Annotated in this window: 12 protein-coding genes; 11 read left to right on the forward strand and 1 reads right to left on the reverse strand. The window is 32.7% G+C overall.

Features of this window, described 5'->3' with window-relative positions:
• Positions 1-81: 81 nt before the first annotated feature.
• Positions 82-2874, reverse strand: a complete 2793-nt coding sequence (locus Q4512_RS08985; RefSeq protein ID WP_303423945.1) for a CotH kinase family protein — start codon at positions 2872-2874, stop codon at positions 82-84.
• Positions 2875-3099: 225 nt separating this feature from the next.
• Here Q4512_RS08985 and Q4512_RS08990 point away from each other — a divergent pair, with 225 nt between their 5' ends.
• From Q4512_RS08990 to Q4512_RS09040, 11 genes are all read left to right on the forward strand, one after another.
• Positions 3100-4314 carry an RsmB/NOP family class I SAM-dependent RNA methyltransferase gene (locus Q4512_RS08990; RefSeq protein WP_303423946.1) on the forward strand — a complete coding sequence of 405 codons (1215 nt, stop codon included), beginning with the start codon at positions 3100-3102 and terminating at the stop codon, positions 4312-4314.
• A gap of 6 nt (positions 4315-4320) precedes the next feature.
• Positions 4321-5448, forward strand: a complete 1128-nt coding sequence (locus Q4512_RS08995; RefSeq protein WP_303423947.1) for an endonuclease — start codon at positions 4321-4323, stop codon at positions 5446-5448.
• Between the two features lie 169 nt (positions 5449-5617).
• A complete protein-coding gene (gene purL, locus Q4512_RS09000) occupies positions 5618-9289 on the forward strand; it encodes a phosphoribosylformylglycinamidine synthase (RefSeq protein ID WP_303423948.1) in 3672 nt (1223 codons plus the stop codon).
• 208 nt (positions 9290-9497) lie between these two features.
• Complete coding sequence (locus Q4512_RS09005) at positions 9498-10298, forward strand: AraC family transcriptional regulator (RefSeq protein WP_303423949.1); 801 nt, start codon at positions 9498-9500, stop codon at positions 10296-10298.
• Between the two features lie 254 nt (positions 10299-10552).
• Positions 10553-12325, forward strand: a complete 1773-nt coding sequence (locus Q4512_RS09010; RefSeq protein WP_303423950.1) for a long-chain fatty acid--CoA ligase — start codon at positions 10553-10555, stop codon at positions 12323-12325.
• Positions 12326-12435: 110 nt separating this feature from the next.
• Entirely contained in the window at positions 12436-12891 is a 456-nt protein-coding gene (locus Q4512_RS09015) for a MarR family winged helix-turn-helix transcriptional regulator (RefSeq protein ID WP_303423951.1), read from the forward strand.
• Between the two features lies 1 nt (position 12892).
• Positions 12893-15301, forward strand: coding sequence for a 3-hydroxyacyl-CoA dehydrogenase/enoyl-CoA hydratase family protein (locus Q4512_RS09020; RefSeq protein ID WP_303423952.1), 2409 nt, complete (start codon positions 12893-12895; stop codon positions 15299-15301).
• Positions 15302-15307: 6 nt separating this feature from the next.
• The gene (locus Q4512_RS09025; RefSeq protein WP_303423953.1) at positions 15308-16498 is read left to right on the forward strand and encodes an acetyl-CoA C-acyltransferase; all 1191 of its coding nucleotides are present in this window, start codon (positions 15308-15310) and stop codon (positions 16496-16498) included.
• Between the two features lie 26 nt (positions 16499-16524).
• Positions 16525-18333 carry an acyl-CoA dehydrogenase family protein gene (locus tag Q4512_RS09030; RefSeq protein WP_303423954.1) on the forward strand — a complete coding sequence of 603 codons (1809 nt, stop codon included), beginning with the start codon at positions 16525-16527 and terminating at the stop codon, positions 18331-18333.
• 79 nt (positions 18334-18412) lie between these two features.
• Positions 18413-19153: a sugar-binding protein gene (locus tag Q4512_RS09035; RefSeq protein ID WP_303423955.1), complete on the forward strand. Its 741-nt coding sequence runs from the start codon at positions 18413-18415 to the stop codon at positions 19151-19153.
• A 19-nt stretch (positions 19154-19172) separates the two neighbouring features.
• A complete protein-coding gene (locus Q4512_RS09040; protein ID WP_303423956.1) occupies positions 19173-20816 on the forward strand; it encodes a M1 family metallopeptidase in 1644 nt (547 codons plus the stop codon).
• The last annotated feature ends 3 nt before the right edge of the window (positions 20817-20819 follow it).

The following is a 20819-nucleotide window of genomic DNA, read 5'->3' on the forward strand; positions in this document are numbered from 1 at the left end:
TTATGACATAATCATAAAGCCTTTCCTGCTATTAATCAAAATATAACATCTATTTTAGGATAAAGACGCTAAGCGGTACTTCTAATTTTTCATGATTTTTAAAATACTACTATTATTAATATGTATTAAATACATTCCTTTTGAAAAATTAGAAAAGTCTACTACTAGCGTATTCGCATTTACATACTTATTTTCTAGTAATAATTGACCTTGAATATTATATACTTCAATATTTTCAATAGTATAAGCACCATTAACTATCGTTACTATATTATTTGTAGGATTTGGGTAATACTTTAAATGATTACTAAAATCTACTTCATCTATAGATAAAGATTCATTATTAGCGTTGTAAGTTGGTAATTGAATAGCAAAATCACCTGTACCGTTTGGTATTCTTGCATACCCCATATCATCGGTTTGCTCACCAAAAGTAATATTCTCTATTATGGTACCATCTGTATACGATAAAATGGCACTTTCGCCTCCAGACGAAAACTTAATATCTGCATGTAAACCGTCTTGATCTAAATCTTTATCACACCAAACAATTAAATAACTATCTGGCGCTATTGTTAAACCAGTAGGAAATGCCCAAACCAATAAATCATTCGGATCATCTGATAAATACAAATTATCTAAACTTAAGGTTTCTGAGCTATTATTATATAACTCTAACCAATCCTCATATTCCCCATCTTGATCTGTAACGGTAGTTTCATTAGATGCCATAATCTCATTAATTACTAAATCTCCAGGGGTTAATGTAGGGTAACTGGTATCTACTGTTTCATTATTTGCTGCATACGTTGGTTCTTGAATAATAAATTCTCCTGTTCCGTTTGGTACTCTTGCATAGCCCATATCATCGGTTTGCGATCCAAATGTAATATTCTCTATTACAGTTCCATCTGCATAAGATAATATAGCACTTTCTCCACCAGATGAAAACTTTAAATCTGCATGTAAACCATCTTGATCATCATCTTTATCACACCAAACAATTAAGTAACTATCTGGTGCTATTGTTAAACCGGAAGGAAATTGCCACACTAACAAATCCTCTGGATCATCCGATAAATACAGATTGTCTAAGCTTAAGGTTTCCGAACTATTATTATACAATTCTAACCAATCATCATATTCGCCATCTTGATCTGTAACGGTTGCCACATTAGATGCCATAATTTCATTAATTACTAAATCTCCAGGTGTTAATGTTAAATAAGTTGCTTCAATAGAGTGAAACTCATATTCGGCTCTTGCTGGTGAAAAAGCTCCAATATTATTATTTTCAGCATATATATAATATTGCATGTAATCTGTATCTATTGTTACAGCAACACCATAGTTGTTATCTCCTGAAGCACCATCGTTATGTGCGCCATCATCATACATCAAAACTTTTGTAAATGGCATCGTTTCATCTGTTCTATAGCCTAAATAAACGGCATCCGTATTTGTATCTGTAACAGAACCCGTAATTGTTATAGTATCTCCTATTAAAGGTGCAGAATCTGAAGGTATAACACTACTAATAGTAGGTTGTGTATTTGTAAAATCTGTTTCGGTTAATAAATAACTACTTCTTGCTGCCATTAAATTTGTTAATCCTGGAGCAGTATTTCCGCCTACATTATAATCCGTATTAATATTACCAGTAAATTGTGCATCTGTATAAAACTTATTAGTATCAGCTGCAACTGCAGTTGCAATAATTGCTTGATAGTCGTTTGCTAATGTTAAGTAGTTCGAATTACTAATGTTCTCTGTTAAAATAGTTTTGTAATGTGCTAAATACATTCTTTTATATTTTGGCACTTCCATTAGCTTAGAAAACAAAGGAAAGTTAGCATCGTTTTCATGTAATAGATGATCTAATTCTGCTTTCTCTGTGGTAGAATTCAAAGTTCCTGTCTGTCCTGGTCCTCCCGGTCCACCTGGCCCTCCCGGTCCACTAGATGTTTCCCCTGTCATGCTAAAAACTCCAAAAGACATATTTAAATCCCATATTACAGAATTAAATTGTTCATTATCATCTTTGTATAAATAATAGTTCTGTTTAAACTGACCGATATAACTATCTAGGTTTACCAATACATTATCTAGTGCTAACATCCATAACGCCATATCTACATCTATCACATTTTCAATATTTGTAATATCACTATCTAATATACTTGTTAATTCTATTAAATCATTCCAATGTGCTTCTGCTATTGTAGGATCTGTATCATCATCCGACTTAATCTCATATGCATCATCATAACTTGAAGAATTAGTCCCTAAGTATTCTAAGTTAGGTAAACTTGTAGATTGTGGCCCTGCTCCATCCGGTGGACTACAACTAAAAAAAGCATTGTCTTTAGAACCAAAATGCTTGTCTACAAATGTTTTAGTAATTGCCTCTGTATTAGTATATAAACCAATCAAGGTACCATTTACATAAACGTTTGCATAATTCGCTTGCGGGGCATCCATATATTGGTTTATAATATTATAAGCCACTGTTTCTCTAACAAAAGATGGATCAAAAATCACATTTGCTAACTTAATATCTTTATAGCCTTGGTAATCTTGATCGATATAAGTATCCAATTCGATATGGAATGGATTCTTTGTTTGATTGGCACTATAAGAGCTATTCCCTTTATATTTAACACCAACTTGATTAAAAACAGTGCCATTAATAGTAACAGAGGTAGCTTCTGTGTAATTATTATCTCCTGCCTTTTCTGCATCTAATAAAGCATCCCAATTGCTTTCTGCAAATTCTATTTCTATAGTTTGAATAGTATTTATATCATATAAATCTTGCGCAAAAGAAGTCATAGATATTAACAAAAATAATGTGAGAGTAATTATACGTTTCATGTATTTAAATTTTAGTTATTTATCTTTAGATGCGTAAAAGAAAAAAAACTTGCGCTACTTTATTTATTTTTTTGTTTTACATTACCAACTATAAAATGTGAAAATTAATATCTATAAATAATAAAGAAATAATTATAATTGTTTCTAAAATCATACCTTTGCATGTTCTAAAAGTTTAGCTTATAGATTCCTAAATTTTAAGACTAAACAACTGAATAGATATTTATGAGATTACACAGAAATTTATGCTTTGCAACTGTTGATGGTTTATTACTAATTTTTAATGAAGGTAAGTATGCAGATAAAGTAGTACAACAATTACTAAAACGTGATAAACGCTGGGGAAGTCGTGACAGAGGTTTTGTTGCTGAAACTACTTACGATATTGTACGATGGAAACGTCTGTACGCTGAAATTGCTGAAGTAAAAGAACCTTTTTCTCGTGATGACGTTTGGCGATTAGTTGCTGTTTGGGGAACCTTAAAAGGGATAAAACTACCAGATTGGAAGTATTTTGAAAATACTCCACAACGAAAAATAAAAGGTAGATTTGATGAATTTTCAAAAATTAGAAAAATTGCCGCTTCCGTTCCTGATTGGATGGACGAAATTGCTACTAAAGAATTAGGTGAAAACGTCTGGACTAAAGAAATTACTGCTTTAAACCAACAAGCAGACGTTGTTTTACGTGTTAATACTTTAAAAATTACTAAAGAAAAACTGCAAGAAGAACTTTCAGATTTAGATATTGAAACTGATGAAGTTAAAAATCATCCTGATGCTTTAAAACTAAGAGAAAGAGCAAATGTTTTTACAACAGAAGCTTTTAAAAAAGGTTTTTTTGAAGTGCAAGATGGTTCTTCACAAAAAGTTGCCGAATTTCTAGATGTAAAACCAGGCATGAAAGTTGTAGATACTTGTGCTGGCGCTGGAGGTAAAACATTACACCTTGCTGCACTTATGGAAAATAAAGGGCAAATTGTTGCAATGGATATTTATGAAAATAAATTAAAAGAATTAAAACGTAGAGCAAAAAGAGCTGGAGCACACAACATAGAGATGCGTGTAATAGATTCAACCAAACCTATTAAGAAATTATATGATAAAGCAGACAGAGTATTAATAGATGCTCCTTGCTCTGGTTTAGGGGTACTACGTAGAAATCCAGATGCCAAATGGAAATTGCAACCCGAATTTTTAGAAAAAATTAGAAAAACACAAGCTGAAATTTTAAGCTCGTATTCAAGAATGGTAAAACCCGGAGGAAAAATAGTTTATGCTACTTGCTCTATATTACCTTCCGAAAACCAAGATCAAGTTAAAGCTTTTTTAACATCAGAATCGGGAAAAGATTTTACCTTTGTTAAAGAGAAAAAAATATTATCCTACGAATCTGGGTTTGATGGATTTTACATGGCATTATTAGAAAAGAAAAAATAAATTATAATGAAACAATTTTACACCGTACTATTACTATTATTAACAGTTACCGTTTCTGCGCAAATACCTTCAAATTATTACGACAATGCTACCGGAACTGGCTACACTTTAAAAACACAATTAAAAACTATTATTACGAATGGTCATATAGATCATGGTTACTCTAATAGCTTGTATATTGCGTATCAAACATCCGATAACGATTCGTATTACGAAAACGATAATACCGTTTTAGATATGTATTCCGAAAATCCTTCTGCTACAGACCCATATAACTTTGCACATGATACAGATGGTAGTTCTGCTACAGGACAAGCTTGTGGAAATTATTCTGTTGAAAGTGATTGTTATAATAGAGAACATATTTTTCCTCAAGGTTTTTTTGACTCTAAAAACCCTATGCGTGGAGATATTCATCATGTAATACCAACAGATGGAAGAGTTAATGGTTTTCGAAATAATTACCCTTTTGGTAAAGTAGGTACAAGTTTAGTTAGTCAAAGCAACATATCTAACCCAACACAAAACGGATCTAAATTAGGTAATTGTATTTCTCCTGGTTATTCTGGAACCGTTTTTGAACCTATTGATGAGTTTAAAGGAGATATCGCTAGAATGTTACTATATTTTGCGGTTAGATATGAAGATAACTGGAATGATTCAGGTTGGTCATCCCATACAGTTGCTAACAATATGCTTAATGGTACAAGTGATCAGTTTTATGAAACTTGGTATATAAACTTACTATATTCTTGGCACCTTCAAGATGGCGTAAGTCAAAAAGAAATAGATAGAAATAATGCTGCATATGCGTATCAAGGCAATGCAAACCCATTTATAAATCATCCAGAATATGTGCAAGCCATTTGGTCAAGTATTCTTTCTGTAGATGAATTTGAAACTGTAGATACTATTAAAATGTACCCAAATCCTACCAACGGAAACACAGTTACTATACAAACGAACAAAAATATTTCGGTAGAAGTTTACGATGTTTTAGGCAAAAAAATAAAACAACAAAACATTACTTCAAGCCAAAACAAATTAAATATTTCAGGGTTATCTAAAGGAGTTTATTTAGTAAGATTTATTTCTTCTACAGGTAGTACGACAAAAAAATTAGTTAAACAATAAACATATATTTAACCACAGATTTAAAAAAAAACGATTCTAATTTTAGAGTCGTTTTTTTTTGTTCAAAACATAGTGAATAACTAAAAAATTAAGCAATTATTTTAGTCGAAAAATAGAACTAAAAAACTTAAATTTGTCTCTTTAAAAACAACACTCAAACCTCTATATAATGATTCATTTCTTCGGAAACCAAAACAGTAAAGTCTTTGCTGTTCAAGCAACAAAAGAATTATCAACCCAAACCATTTCAAAATTGACTTGGTTATTTGGCAACCAGCCAAAAATAGAACAAGCATCTTTAGATGCTTTTTTTGTTGGTCCTCGTGCAGCCATGATAACTCCTTGGAGTACCAATGCTGTCGAAATCACTCAAAATATGGGCATTTCAGATATTATTAGAATTGAAGAATTTAAGGCTGTAGCTGAAGATTTTAAAGACTTCGATCCTATGATTTCTGAAAAATACAAAAACCTTCACCAAGCATCATTTACCATTAATATTGAACCAGAAACTATTCTTAACATTAAAGATATTGCTGCTTTTAACCAACAAGAAGGCTTAGCCCTAAATGACGAAGAAGTGGCATATTTAGAAGGTGTATCACAAAAAATAGGAAGACCACTAACCGATTCTGAAGTATTCGGATTTTCACAAGTAAACTCAGAACATTGTCGTCATAAAATATTTAACGGAACATTCATCATTGATGGCGAAGAAAAACCAACGTCACTATTCAAATTAATTAAAGAAACTTCAAAACAATTTCCAAACGATATTGTTTCCGCTTATAAAGACAATGTAGCTTTTGTAAAAGGACCAACAGTTGAACAATTTGCTCCTAAAACTGCAGATAAACCAGATTTTTACACAACGCAAAATTTTAATTCTGTCATTTCGCTTAAAGCAGAAACACACAATTTCCCTACAACCGTAGAGCCTTTTAATGGGGCAGCTACTGGTTCTGGTGGTGAAATTAGAGATAGACTTGCTGGTGGAAAAGGTTCTTTGCCTTTAGCAGGAACTGCTGTATACATGACTTCGTATTCTAGATTAGAAAACGAAAGACCTTGGGAACTAAAAATGGAAGAACGCCCTTGGCTATACCAAACACCAATGGATATTTTAATAAAAGCTTCTAATGGTGCTTCCGATTTTGGTAATAAATTCGGTCAACCACTTATTTGCGGGTCCGTTTTAACCTTCGAACATGAAGAAGATGCTAGAAAACTTGGTTTCGACAAAGTAATCATGCAAGCTGGAGGAATTGGTTATGGCAAAGCAGAACAAGCTTTAAAAGACACACCAAAAGTAGGCGATAAAATAGTTATTCTTGGTGGCGAAAATTATAGAATAGGAATGGGAGGAGCTGCAGTTTCTAGTGCAGATACCGGAGAATTTGCATCTGGCATCGAACTAAACGCTGTACAACGTTCTAATCCTGAAATGCAAAAACGTGCTGCAAATGCCGTTCGTGGTATGGTAGAAAGCGAAGATAATTTTATTGTTTCTATTCACGATCACGGTGCTGGAGGACACTTAAATTGCTTATCCGAATTAGTTGAAGATACCGGTGGAAAAATCGATTTAGATAAATTACCTGTTGGTGATCCAACACTTTCAGCAAAAGAAATTATTGGTAACGAATCTCAAGAAAGAATGGGATTAGTTATTGCCGAAAAACATATAGATACATTAAGTAAAATTGCAGAACGAGAACGCTCTCCAATGTATACTGTCGGAGATGTCACAGGTAATAACAGATTTACTTTCGAGTCTAAAACTAAAGGAGACAAGCCAATGGATTTAGCACTAGAAGACATGTTTGGTAGTTCGCCAAAAACCATAATGACAGATAAAACGGTAAATAGAAACTATGAGGCTGTTACTTATAATTCCGATAATATTTTAAACTATTTAGATCAAGTATTACAACTAGAAGCTGTTGCTTGTAAAGATTGGCTAACCAACAAAGTAGACCGTTGTGTTGGTGGTAAAGTTGCAAAACAACAATGCGCAGGACCTTTACAATTACCACTTAACAATTGTGGTGTAATGGCATTAGATTATAAAGGAAAAGAAGGTATTGCAACCTCGGTTGGACATGCTCCTATTTCTGGATTAATTTCTCCAACAGCAGGAAGTAGAAATGCGATTACAGAATCGCTTACCAATATAATTTGGGCACCTTTAAAAGATGGACTTCAATCTATCTCATTATCTGCAAACTGGATGTGGCCATGTAAAAATGAAGGGGAAGACGCTAGACTTTATGAAGCTGTAGAAGCAATTTCAGAATTTGCTATCGATTTAGGAATCAATGTTCCTACGGGAAAAGATTCGCTTTCTATGAAACAGAAATACCCAACAGAAGAAGTTATTTCTCCTGGAACGGTAATTATTTCGGCTGCTGGAAACTGTAACGATATAACTAAAGTTGTAGAACCAGTTTTAAACAAAAATGCTGGAAATATTTACTACATCAACATTTCACAAGATACTTTTAAACTAGGAGGAAGTTCTTTTGCGCAAGTATTAAACAAAATAGGAAAAGAAACACCTACCATTAAAGATGCTGCACAATTAAAAAATACGTTTAACATCATACAACAATTAATTAAAGACGATAAAATTGTTGCAGGACACGATGTTGCCTCTGGTGGATTAATTACAACTCTATTAGAATTATGTTTTGCAGATACAAATCTTGGTGCAGAATTAGACCTATCTGATTTAGCGGAAAAAGATTCGATTAAACTACTTTTTTCTGAAAATGCAGGAATTGTTTTTCAATCTTCGGATGCTTCCGTAGAAAAAATATTATCGGATGCAAACATTGCTTTTTTCAACATAGGAAAAGTAACAAAAAGCGACACTCTAAGCATTATTAACCATGAAGAGGTTTTCACTTTAACTGTTTCTAGATTAAGAGATGTTTGGTATAAAACCTCTTTCCTACTCGATCAAAAACAAACCGCGAATGGTTTAGCTGAAGACAGATATAACAATTATAAAAATCAAGCTTTACAATATACATTCCCTAAACATTTCACAGGAAAACTAACTGACGTCATTGCGAACAACGGGAAGCAACCTCGTCCTAAAGCAGCAATTATTCGTGAAAAAGGATCAAACTCTGAAAGGGAAATGGCAAATGCTATGTATTTAGCAGGTTTTGATGTAAAAGATGTACACATGACCGATTTAATTTCTGGTCGTGAAACCTTAGAAGATATACAATTTATTGGTGCAGTTGGTGGCTTCTCAAATAGTGATGTTTTGGGTTCTGCCAAAGGTTGGGCTGGAGCATTTATGTATAACGAAAAAGCAAATACAGCTTTAAAAAACTTCTTTAAAAGAGAAGACACTTTATCTGTTGGTATTTGTAATGGTTGTCAACTTTGGATGGAATTAGAACTCATTAATCCAGAGCATGATACACATGGTAAAATGACGTATAACGATTCGCATAAACATGAAAGCTCCTTTACTTCCGTAAAAATTCAGGAGAATAATTCCGTAATGCTTTCCTCTTTAGCAGGAAGTACTTTAGGGGTTTGGATTTCGCATGGCGAAGGAAAATTTAATCTTCCGCTTGACGAAAACAAATATCATATTGTAGCTAAATACGGCTATGAAGGTTATCCTAATAATCCGAATGGATCCCATTTTAACACAGCAATGCTTTGTGACACAACAGGAAGACATTTAGTAACAATGCCACATATTGAGCGTTCAACATTTCAATGGAATTGGGCTAATTACCCAGAAAACAGAAAAGATGAAGTGTCTCCTTGGCTGGAAGCATTTGTTAATGCTAGACAATGGATTGAGAAAAAATAGCTTATTTATTTTGTAGAAAAAAAACTATAGTTTCGATATTATACAACAACAACAAATTAAAAATAATTAATTTTGTAAATATTATGCACCTAACATATTTAAAGCGTAATAATATTACTATTAACCACTTACCATAAAAATATTTAACCCTAAAAATTAAAATTCCGTTTAAAAATTTAACAACAAAGCTATTTAGAATCCCTCTTAAATGCAATTAAATTATTTTGAAAACGAGAATACCTCTCCATTAGTGGAAGAGTATTTTGAACTTTTATTTGAAAAATCGATACCATTTCAATCCGCCATTTTACCAAGTGGAAATACAACTATAACTTATATTTTTGCTACTGGACAAAAAGCTGTTGTAAAAAACAAAGAAATACCATTACATAAATTAACCTTAAGTGGTTTATTTTATCAATCTTATAAATTTGTTGTTAACGAAGTTGGCGCTTCTTTTGGTATCTCTTTGCACCCAACTGCATTATATAAACTATTAACGATAGATGTATATAAAATTAAAAACAAACATATACCGCTTCATGAAATAAATGCTTCTTTTGCAGAAAAACTAAATAATATATTTCAAAATTACGAAACACCTAAAATAGCAGTTCAACAGATAGAAAATTTATTACATACAGTTCCTTTAACCATTAATCAAAATACGATACTAATAGATAAAGCTATTGATTTAATAAAAGAAAGTGAAGGATTAATAAATATAGACCAGATATTATTTAAAATAAAAATTTCTCAAAAAACCTTAGAAACACAGTTCAAGAAAATTGTTGGTATTACACCTGGAAAATACATTCGATCTTTTAGATTTATTAAGCTTTTAAAAAAATATGAAAATAATGAGATAAACCTTAAAGATCTTATATATATGTATAATTACTACGATTCTTCTCATTTCAATAAAGATTTTAAACTTTTTATGAATGAATCCCCTACTTCCTTTTTTAAAAAAGACAACGATTTTTTAAAAAAAATATTAAAAAATTAAACTTTACGTTAATTTACAATTTAAAACACATCATATATTCTAATTTTACATGGAATAAGCGAATCATTCTAATATTTAGTACTTAGTTAGTTATTTAGGGATAACATAATATTTTACTACGAATGATAAAGAATCATCGATTCTGTCGGCCAATTTTTAAAGGAACTATAATTTTATAGTTCCTTTTTAATTTAAGTTATTTGAAAACAAGTATTAATTTCATACTTTGCAACTCTTCAAACTAAATTTTCCTAATGACAGAAATTACTAGACTTTTTGATTTTCCATATTATCAACTCGAAAAATATAACTTAGATGCAGCTTTAGTAACTAAGAAAAACGGCGAGTGGGTTAAAACTTCTACCAAAGAATATTTAGATAAAGCAAACGCTATAAGTCGCGCTTTATTAAAAATGGGAATCCAAAAAGACGATAAAATCGCTCTCATTTCTTCAACAAATAGAACAGAATGGAATATCATGGATATTGGAATCCTGCAAACAGGTGCACAGAATATCCCTATTTATCCTACTATTTCTGCCGAGGATTATGAATATGTATTAAACCATAGTGAAGCTATTTTCTGTTTTGTTTCAGATAAAGAAGTATTAGAAAAAGTACGTAAAGTACAAGCTAATACAAAAGTAAAAGAAGTGTATTCTTTTAATGAAATTGAAGGTTGTAAGCATTATTCCGAATTATTTGAACTAGGTAAAGACGAAAGCTCACAAAAAGACGTAGAAGCTAGAAAAAATGCTGTATTACCTTCCGATTTAGCAACCATTATTTACACTTCTGGTACTACAGGAAAACCAAAAGGTGTAATGCTTTCACATAACAACATTACCAGCAATGCGTTAGATGCTTCGCATCGATTACCTTTTATGGCTAATCAAGAAAATAGAGTATTAAGCTTTTTACCAATCTGTCATGTATTTGAACGTGTATTAATATACCTATATCAATATGCAGGAGCTACCATTTACTTTGCTGAAGGAATAGATAAAATAGGAGAAAACGCTAAAGAAATAAAACCAAATCTAATGAGTGTTGTACCACGACTATTAGAAAAAGTTTACGATAAAATTATGGCTAAAGCCGAAGATTTATCTGGTATAAAAAAAGCCCTTTTTCATTGGGCTGTTAGACTTGGAGAACAATGGGAGCCTTATGGAGCAAATGGATCTTGGTACGAGTTTAAATTAAAAATAGCAAACAAACTTATTTTTAGTAAATGGCGTGAAGCACTTGGTGGCGAATTAAACACTATGGTATCCGGTTCTGCTGCTCTACAAGTACGACTATCTAGAGTTTTCTCTGCTGCAGGAATGCAAGTTATGCAAGGTTATGGACTTACCGAAACCTCACCTGTAGTTTCAGTAGAAATGTATCGAGACCAGTTTTTTAGATTAGGAACCGTTGGTAAACCCATTATTAATGTAGAAGTTAAAATTGCTGAGGATGGAGAAATCTTAATTAAAGGTCCAAATGTAATGCTTGGTTACTATAAAGATCCTGTAAAAACAGCAGAAGTAATGACTGGTGATTATTTTCACACTGGAGACAAAGGTGAAATAGACCCAGATGGTTTCTTAAAAATTACCGGAAGAAAAAAAGAAATGTTTAAAACTTCTGGTGGTAAATATGTTATTCCTACACTCTTAGAAAATGAATTAAAACAATCTCGTTTTATTGAACAAATAATGGTCGTAGGTGAAGGAGAAAAAATGCCAGCAGCTATCATTCAACCAAATTTTGAATATATTAAAGATTGGATTGAAAGAGAACACAAAAAGATTACTACAACTAATGAAGCTATTGCAACATCTCCCGAAATAATTGATGAAATTCAAAAAGAAATATCAGTCTGTAATAATCATTTTGGTAAATGGGAACAAATTAAACGCTTTGAGCTAACTCCCGAAGTTTGGACAATAGATTCAGGACACTTAACGCCTACCATGAAAATGAAAAGAACTATAATTAAAAAGATTCATCAAGATCTCTACGATAAAATTTACAGATAAATAATAAAAGCTCCTAATTACAGGAGCTTTTTACATTATACACAATATTTTCATAATTTATTATGCACGCATAGTATATTTTTGTATATTTGGAAATCAAAAATTTCTAAATGAAAGATGCAACAATAGATTATATACTAAGAACTACCTGGTTAGCTGTAACTAAAATGTATAATGAAGAAGCTGCAAAGTTTGAAAGTACAATGGCAACTGGTTTTGCATTATTAAGTATAGATCCTGAAAATGGTACTCCATCTACCTCTTTAGGTCCAAAAATGGGAATGGAAGCTACTAGCCTATCGCGTACTTTAAAAAACATGGAAGAAAGAGGTTTAATAGAACGTAAACCAAACCCTGAAGATGGTCGTGGTGTGCTAATTTTTTTAACCGAATTTGGAAGAAAAAAAAGAAGTTACTCCAAAGAAAAAGTACTAACTTTTAATGACACCATTAAAGCCAATGTAGCTCCAGCAGAACTAGAAAGTTTTTACAAAGTCGCAGAAGTCATTAATAATATGATATCTAACAAAAAAATATACAACAAAAAAGAACATACCTTAAAATAAAATGAGCAAACGTAGAATTAAAAAAGTTGCGATTATTGGTTCCGGAATTATGGGAAGCGGTATCGCTTGTCACTTCGCCAATATTGGTGTAGATGTATTATTATTAGACATTGTTCCTAGAGAACTAAACGACAAAGAAAAAGCGAAAGGCTTAACTCTAGAAGACAAAGCTGTAAGAAACAGATTAGTAAACGATGCCCTAACCGCATCTTTAAAATCAAAACCTTCTCCTATTTATAATCAGGCTTTTGCTAGTCGTATCACTACAGGAAACTTAGAAGACGACATTGCTAAAGTTGCAGATGTAGATTGGATTATGGAAGTTGTAGTAGAAAGATTAGACATTAAGAAAATGGTGTTCGAAAACTTAGAAAAACACAGAACTCCAGGAACCTTAATTACATCTAATACTTCAGGAATTCCTATTAAATTCATGAACGAAGGGCGTAGCGAAGATTTTAAAAAGCATTTCTGTGGTACACATTTTTTTAACCCAGCACGTTACTTAAAATTATTCGAAATCATTCCTGGACCAGATACAGATGCTTCTGTATTAGAGTTTTTAAATGAATATGGTGAAAAATTCTTAGGAAAAACTTCTGTTGTCGCTAAAGACACTCCTGCTTTTATTGGTAATAGAGTTGGTATTTTCAGCATACAAAGTTTATTTCATGCTGTTAAAGATTTAGATTTAACAATTGAAGAAGTAGATAAATTATCAGGACCAGTAATTGGTCGTCCTAAATCGGCAACTTTTAGAACTGTTGATGTTGTTGGTTTAGATACTCTAGTTCATGTAGCCAACGGAATTAGAGAAAACTGCCCAAAAGACGAACGTTTAGAGTTATTTGAATTACCAGATTTCATCAATACCATGATGGAAAACAAATGGTTAGGAAGCAAAACCGGTCAAGGTTTTTATAAAAAAAGTGTTTCTGCAGAAGGGAAAAAAGAAATTCTTTCTCTAGATTTAAATACCTTAGAATATCGTCAAGCTAAGCGTGCAAAATTTGCAACTTTAGAATTAACAAAAACGATAGACAAAGTCGTAGATCGTTTTAAAGTATTAGTTAAAGGAAAAGATAAAGCTGGCGAATTTTATAGAAAAAGCTTTACAGCATTATTTGCTTATGTGTCTAATCGTATTCCAGAAATTTCAGACGATGTTTACAAAATTGATGACGCAATGAAAGCTGGTTTTGGTTGGGAACATGGTCCTTTCCAAATTTGGGATGCTATTGGTGTAGAAAAAGGAATCGAATTAATGAAAGCCGAAGGTTTAGAGCCTGCTGCTTGGGTAAATGAGATGCTTGCTGCAGGTAGTACTTCCTTTTATACAGTAAAAGAAGGCGCTTCTTATTATTATGATATTCCTTCTAAAAAACAAACAAAAATACCTGGTCAAGATAGTTTCATCATCTTAGATAATATTCGAAAAACAAACGAGGTATTTAAAAATTCTGGTGTTGTTATTGAAGATATTGGAGACGGAATCTTAAATGTAGAATTCCAATCTAAAATGAATACCATTGGTGGAGACGTTCTTGCAGGATTAAATAAAGGTATTGATTTAGCCGAAAAAGATTTCGCTGGTTTAGTAGTTGGTAATCAAGCGGCAAACTTTTCAGTTGGTGCAAACATTGGAATGATTTTCATGATGGCTGCAGAACAAGAGTATGATGAGCTTAACATGGCTATCAAATATTTCCAAGACACAATGATGCGTATGCGCTACTCTTCTATCCCAACTATCTCTGCGCCTCACGGAATGGCTTTAGGTGGTGGATGTGAATTATCACTACATGCAGACAAAGTAGTCGCTGCCGCAGAAACTTACATGGGACTTGTAGAGTTTGGTGTTGGTGTGATTCCTGGTGGTGGTGGTTCTAAAGAAATGGCTTTAAGAGCACAAGACCTTTTTCAAAAAGGTGATGTTCAATTAAACGTTTTACAAGAACATTTCTTAACTATTGGTATGGCAAAAGTATCCACTTCTGCATATGAAGCTTTCGACTTAAACTTACTTCAAAAAGGAAAAGATGTGGTTGTAGTTAATAAAGATCGTCAGATAGCAGTTGCAAAACAACACGCTATGTTAATGGCTAATTCTGGTTATACACAACCTGTAAAGCGTACAGATGTAAAAGTATTAGGTAAACAAGCATTGGGAATGTTCTTAGTAGGAACAGATTCTATGCAAGACTCTAATTACATATCTGAACACGATATGAAAATTGCAAACAAATTAGCTTACGTTATGGCTGGTGGAGATTTATCGGAACCAACTTTAGTTAGCGAGCAGTATTTATTGGATTTAGAGCGTGAAGCATTCTTAAGTTTATGTACAGAACGTAAAACTTTAGAACGTATTCAACACATGTTAACCAAAGGAAAACCTTTAAGAAACTAAGAAAAAATGAAAACAGCATACATAGTAAAAGCATATAGAACAGCAGTTGGTAAAGCACCAAAAGGCGTGTTCCGTTTTAAAAGAACAGATGAATTGGCAGCAGAAACCATCAAATTTATGATGAAAGAATTGCCAAATTTAGACCCAAAGCGTATTGACGATGTTATTGTTGGTAATGCAATGCCAGAAGGTTCTCAAGGTTTAAACATGGCACGTTTAATCTCTTTAATGGGATTAGATATTGTAGATGTTCCTGGTGTAACTGTAAACCGTTTTTGCTCTTCAGGAGTTGAAACTATTGGTATGGCAACAGCAAAAATACAAGCAGGAATGGCAGATTGTATTATTGCTGGTGGAGCAGAAAGTATGAGTAGTGTACCAATGACAGGTTTTAAACCAGAATTAAACTACGACATAGTAAAAGCGGGTCACGAAGATTATTATTGGGGAATGGGAAATACTGCCGAAGCTGTTGCAAAACAATTCAACGTATCTCGTGAAGACCAAGATGAATTTGCTTACAATTCACATATGAAAGCGCTAAGAGCTCAAGCTGAAAATCGTTTTCAAGATCAAATAGTACCAATAGAAGTGGAACAAACTTATATTGATGCTAACGGAAAAAAAGCTACAAAATCATATACAGTAACTAAAGATGAAGGTCCTAGAAAAGGAACCAACAAAGAAGCTTTAGCAAAATTAAGAGCAGTATTTGCTGCCGGAGGTAGTGTTACAGCGGGTAACTCGTCTCAAATGAGTGATGGTGCAGCTTTTGTAATGGTTATGAGTGAAGACATGGTTAAAGAACTAGGTTTAGAACCAATTGCAAGAATGGTAAACTATGCTGCTGCAGGTGTAGAGCCTCGTATTATGGGAATTGGACCTGTTGCTGCAATTCCAAAAGCATTAAAACAAGCTGGTTTAAAGCAAAATGATTTAAGTTTAATAGAATTAAACGAAGCATTTGCATCACAATCTTTAGCAGTAATTAGAGAATTAAACTTAAATCCAGATATCATTAACGTAAATGGTGGTGCCATTGCACTTGGTCATCCATTAGGATGTACAGGAGCAAAACTATCAGTACAACTTTTTGATGAAATGCGTAAGCAAGACATGAAAGGTAAATATGGTGCAGTAACCATGTGTGTTGGTACAGGGCAAGGTGCTTGTGGAATATTCGAATTTTTAAACTAATAAAAGAACTTAATACAAAATATAAAATGGCAGATATAGAAAAAGATATCCTTCGTGGTGGTCAATTTTTAGTGAAAGAAACAAAATGTGAAGATGTTTTTACTCCTGAAGATTTTTCAGAAGAACAAACTATGATGAAGGAAGCTGTAATGGAATTCAACGAACGTGAAATCATTGCACACAAAGCTAGATTTGAAGCTAAAGATTATGCTTTAACAGAAGAAGTTATGCGTAAAGCTGGCGAATTAGGGTTTTTAGGTGTGGCTGTTCCCGAAGCATATGATGGCCTAGGAATGGGATTTGTTTCTACAGTATTAACTTGCGATTATATTTCTTCTGGTACTGGTTCTTTTAGTACTGCTTTTGGCGCACATACTGGAATTGGTACCATGCCAATTACTTTATATGGTACAGAAGAACAAAAAAAGAAATACGTTCCTAAATTAGCTACTGGTGAGTGGTTTGGTGCTTACTGTTTAACAGAACCTGGTGCTGGATCGGATGCCAATTCTGGAAAAACTACAGCAGAACTTTCTGCAGATGGTAAATCGTATAAAATTAACGGGCAAAAAATGTGGATCTCTAATGCAGGTTTCTGTAGCTTGATGATCGTTTTTGCGCGTATTGAAGACGATAAAAATATTACTGGTTTTATTGTAGAATATGATGGAGAAAACCCAAACGGAATTACTTTAGGTGAAGAAGAGCATAAATTAGGTATTCGTGCCTCTTCTACTCGTCAAGTATTCTTTAATGATACAGTTGTTCCTGTAGAAAACATGCTAGCTGGTCGTGGCGAAGGTTTTAAAATCGCAATGAATGCATTAAATGTTGGTCGTATTAAATTAGCTGCTGCTTGTTTAGATTCCCAACGTCGTGTATTATCCACTGCTGTTAACTATGCGAATGAGCGTAAACAATTTAAAACACCTATTGCTGAGTTTGGTGCTATAAAAACAAAATTAGCAGAAATGTCTGCTAGTGCTTATGCTGGAGAATCTGCTACCTATAGAGCAGCAAAAAATATTGAGGACAGAATCTCTTTAAGAGTTGCTAGTGGAAATACACACCAAGAAGCGGAGCTTAAAGGTGTTGAAGAATATGCCATTGAATGTTCTATCTTAAAAGTTGCTGTATCCGAAGATGTACAAAATTGTGCAGATGAAGGTATTCAAATTTTTGGTGGAATGGGATTCTCTGAAGAAACTCCTATGGAAGCTGCTTGGAGAGATGCTAGAATTGCTCGTATTTACGAAGGTACTAACGAAATCAATAGAATGTTAACTGTTGGAATGCTTGTTAAAAAAGCAATGAAAGGACATTTAGATTTATTAGGACCAGCATCTAAAGTACAAGAAGAATTAATGGGAATTCCTTCTTTTGACACACCAGATTATTCTGTTTTATTTTCAGAAGAAAAAGAAATGATTAAGAAACTGAAAAAGACTTTCTTAATGGTTGCTGGTGGAGCGGTTCAAAAATATGGCCAAAATCTAGAAGATCATCAACAGTTACTAATTGCTGCTGCAGATATATTAATTGAAATCTATATGGCAGAATCTGCAATTTTAAGAACAGAGAAAAATGTTAAACGCACTAGCGAAAAAGAACAGTCTGCTCAAATTGCAATGGCGAAACTATATTTATATCACGCAGTAGATATCGTTGAAGAAAAAGGAAAAGAAAGTATTATTTCTTTTGCTGAAGGAGACGAACAACGCATGATGCTAATGGGGCTTAAACGTTTTACCAAATATGCAAACTATCCAGATATCGTAGATTTACGTATCGAAATTGCAGAAAAAGTAAAAGCAGAGAACAAATACTGCTTCTAATTATTTAAGACTAATTAGATAAAAGCCACTTCCATTGGAAGTGGCTTTTTTATTTTTATTACTTTAGTAAATAAAATACATGAAAAAACACCTATTATTCCTAGTTACTATTATAGTATTTTTAGCCTGTAAACAAGAAATAAATGTAAAACCAGATAATAAAACCACAATAGTAAAAAAAACTTTAGCGCCCATAATTATAGATGGTAAGACTACAGAAACTATTTGGCAAGAGGTAAATTGGCATAAAATAAACCAAAACTGGCTAGGAGATAATTATACAGAAGAAGACTTTAAAGGGCAATACAAATTAACTTGGGATGAAAAAGCACTTTACGCATTAGTTGAAATTCAAGACGATATACTTTACGACCAATACAAAGATCCTTTAAAATTATGGTGGGATGATGATTGTGTTGAAGTTTTTATAGATGAAGATAATAGTGGTGGCGAACACCAATACAATCACAATGCATTTGCATATCATGTTGCTTTAGATGGTAATGTGGTAGATATTGCTCCCGGAGAAATACCAACATTATACAATAATCATGTACAATCCAAAAGAATTACAAACGGAAAATCATCTATTTGGGAGCTTAAAATTAATATACACACAGCTGATTTTGTCGATGGAGCACAAAACACTCCAATTACATTACACACGAACAAAAAGCTTGGTTTTGCTATTGCATATTGCGATAATGATGCTAGCTTAGAACGTGAAAACTTTATAGGATCGGAAATTGTTGAAGGAAAAGATAAAAATAGAGGCTGGATAGATGCTTCTATTTTTGGAACCTTACTTTTAAAAGGATAATTTTAAAAAAATTAAATTCATGAAAAATCTAATTATTATAATTACTTGTTTTATAGCTACTTCTTGTTTATCTCAAAAAAAAGAGGGCTTATTTCAATCAGAAAATAACTTCACAAAACAAGATACTTTAAGAGGAAGTATTACTCCAGAACGTGAATGGTGGGATTTAACTTATTATCATTTAGATATTAAAGTAAATCCAGAAGAAAAAACGATAAGTGGTAAAAACACCATTCAGTATAAAGTTCTAAAACAAAACAACAAATTACAAGTAGATTTACAAACTCCTTTACAGATTACCAAAGTAACGCAAAACAATAAAGAATTAGAGATAGAACATGTTGGAAATGCGCATTTTATAACTTTAAAAAAAACTCAGAATATTGGCGATGTAAATAGTATTGATGTGTTTTATGAAGGTACACCTAAAGAAGCAGTTCGAGCTCCTTGGGATGGTGGTTTTTCATGGAAAAAAGATAATAATGGTAAACATTTTATTGCAACTTCTTGTCAAGGCTTAGGTGCAAGTGTATGGTGGCCAAATAAAGACCACATGTATGACGAAGTAGATAGTATGGATATTAGCGTTACTATTCCTAAAGATTTAATGAATGTTTCAAATGGAAGACTGCAAAGCATTGTTGCTAATAAAGATGAAACTATTACTACACATTGGCATGTAGCAAATCCCATTAATAATTATGGTGTAAATGTAAACATTGGTGATTATGTGAATTTTTCGGAAGTATACAAAGGTGAAAATGGTGACTTAGATATGAATTATTATGTACTTCGTGATAATCTTGAAATAGCAAAAGAACATTTTAAAGATGCTCCAAAAATGATGAAAGCCTTCGAGCATTGGTTTGGACCATATCCGTTTTACGAAGATAGCTTCAAATTAGTAGAAGTGCCTTATCTTGGGATGGAACACCAAAGTTCTGTTACCTATGGAAATAAGTATAAAAAAGGCTATTTAGGTAGAGATTTATCTGGAACTGGAGAAGGTTTAAAATTTGATTTTATCATCATTCATGAAGCTGGTCACGAGTGGTTTGCAAATAACATTACTAATGTAGACATTGCAGATATGTGGATTCATGAAAGCTTTACGAACTATTCGGAAAACTTATTTTTAGATTATTATTATGGTAAAGAATCTTCAGCTAAATATGTTATAGGAACTAGAAAAGGCATTAGAAATGATAAACCTATTATTGGTGAATACAACGTAAATCATGAAGGTTCTGGAGACATGTATAATAAAGGAGGGAATATGCTTCATACTTTACGTCAGCTTATAGAAGATGATGAAAAATGGAGACAAATTCTTCGCGGTTTAAACAAAACCTTTTATCACCAAACTGTTACCACACAACAAATTGAAAATTATATTAGCAAGCAATCTGGAATAGATTTAACTGCATTTTTCAACCAATATTTAAGAGATATACGAATTCCTACGTTAGAATATGAAATTAAAAACAACCAGCTTAAATATAGATGGACCAATATTGTTACAGATTTCGATATGCCTATTCAAGTTACTATAGAAGATAAAGAACAATGGATTTTTCCAAATAATGAATGGAAAGAAATGACTATTAAAAGTAAAAACATTCAAATAGACGAAGATTTTTACATAGAAACAGTTAAGCTTTAACAC

This window comes from Oceanihabitans sp. 2_MG-2023, assembly GCF_030547245.1.
In the GTDB taxonomy this organism is placed as follows: domain Bacteria; phylum Bacteroidota; class Bacteroidia; order Flavobacteriales; family Flavobacteriaceae; genus Oceanihabitans.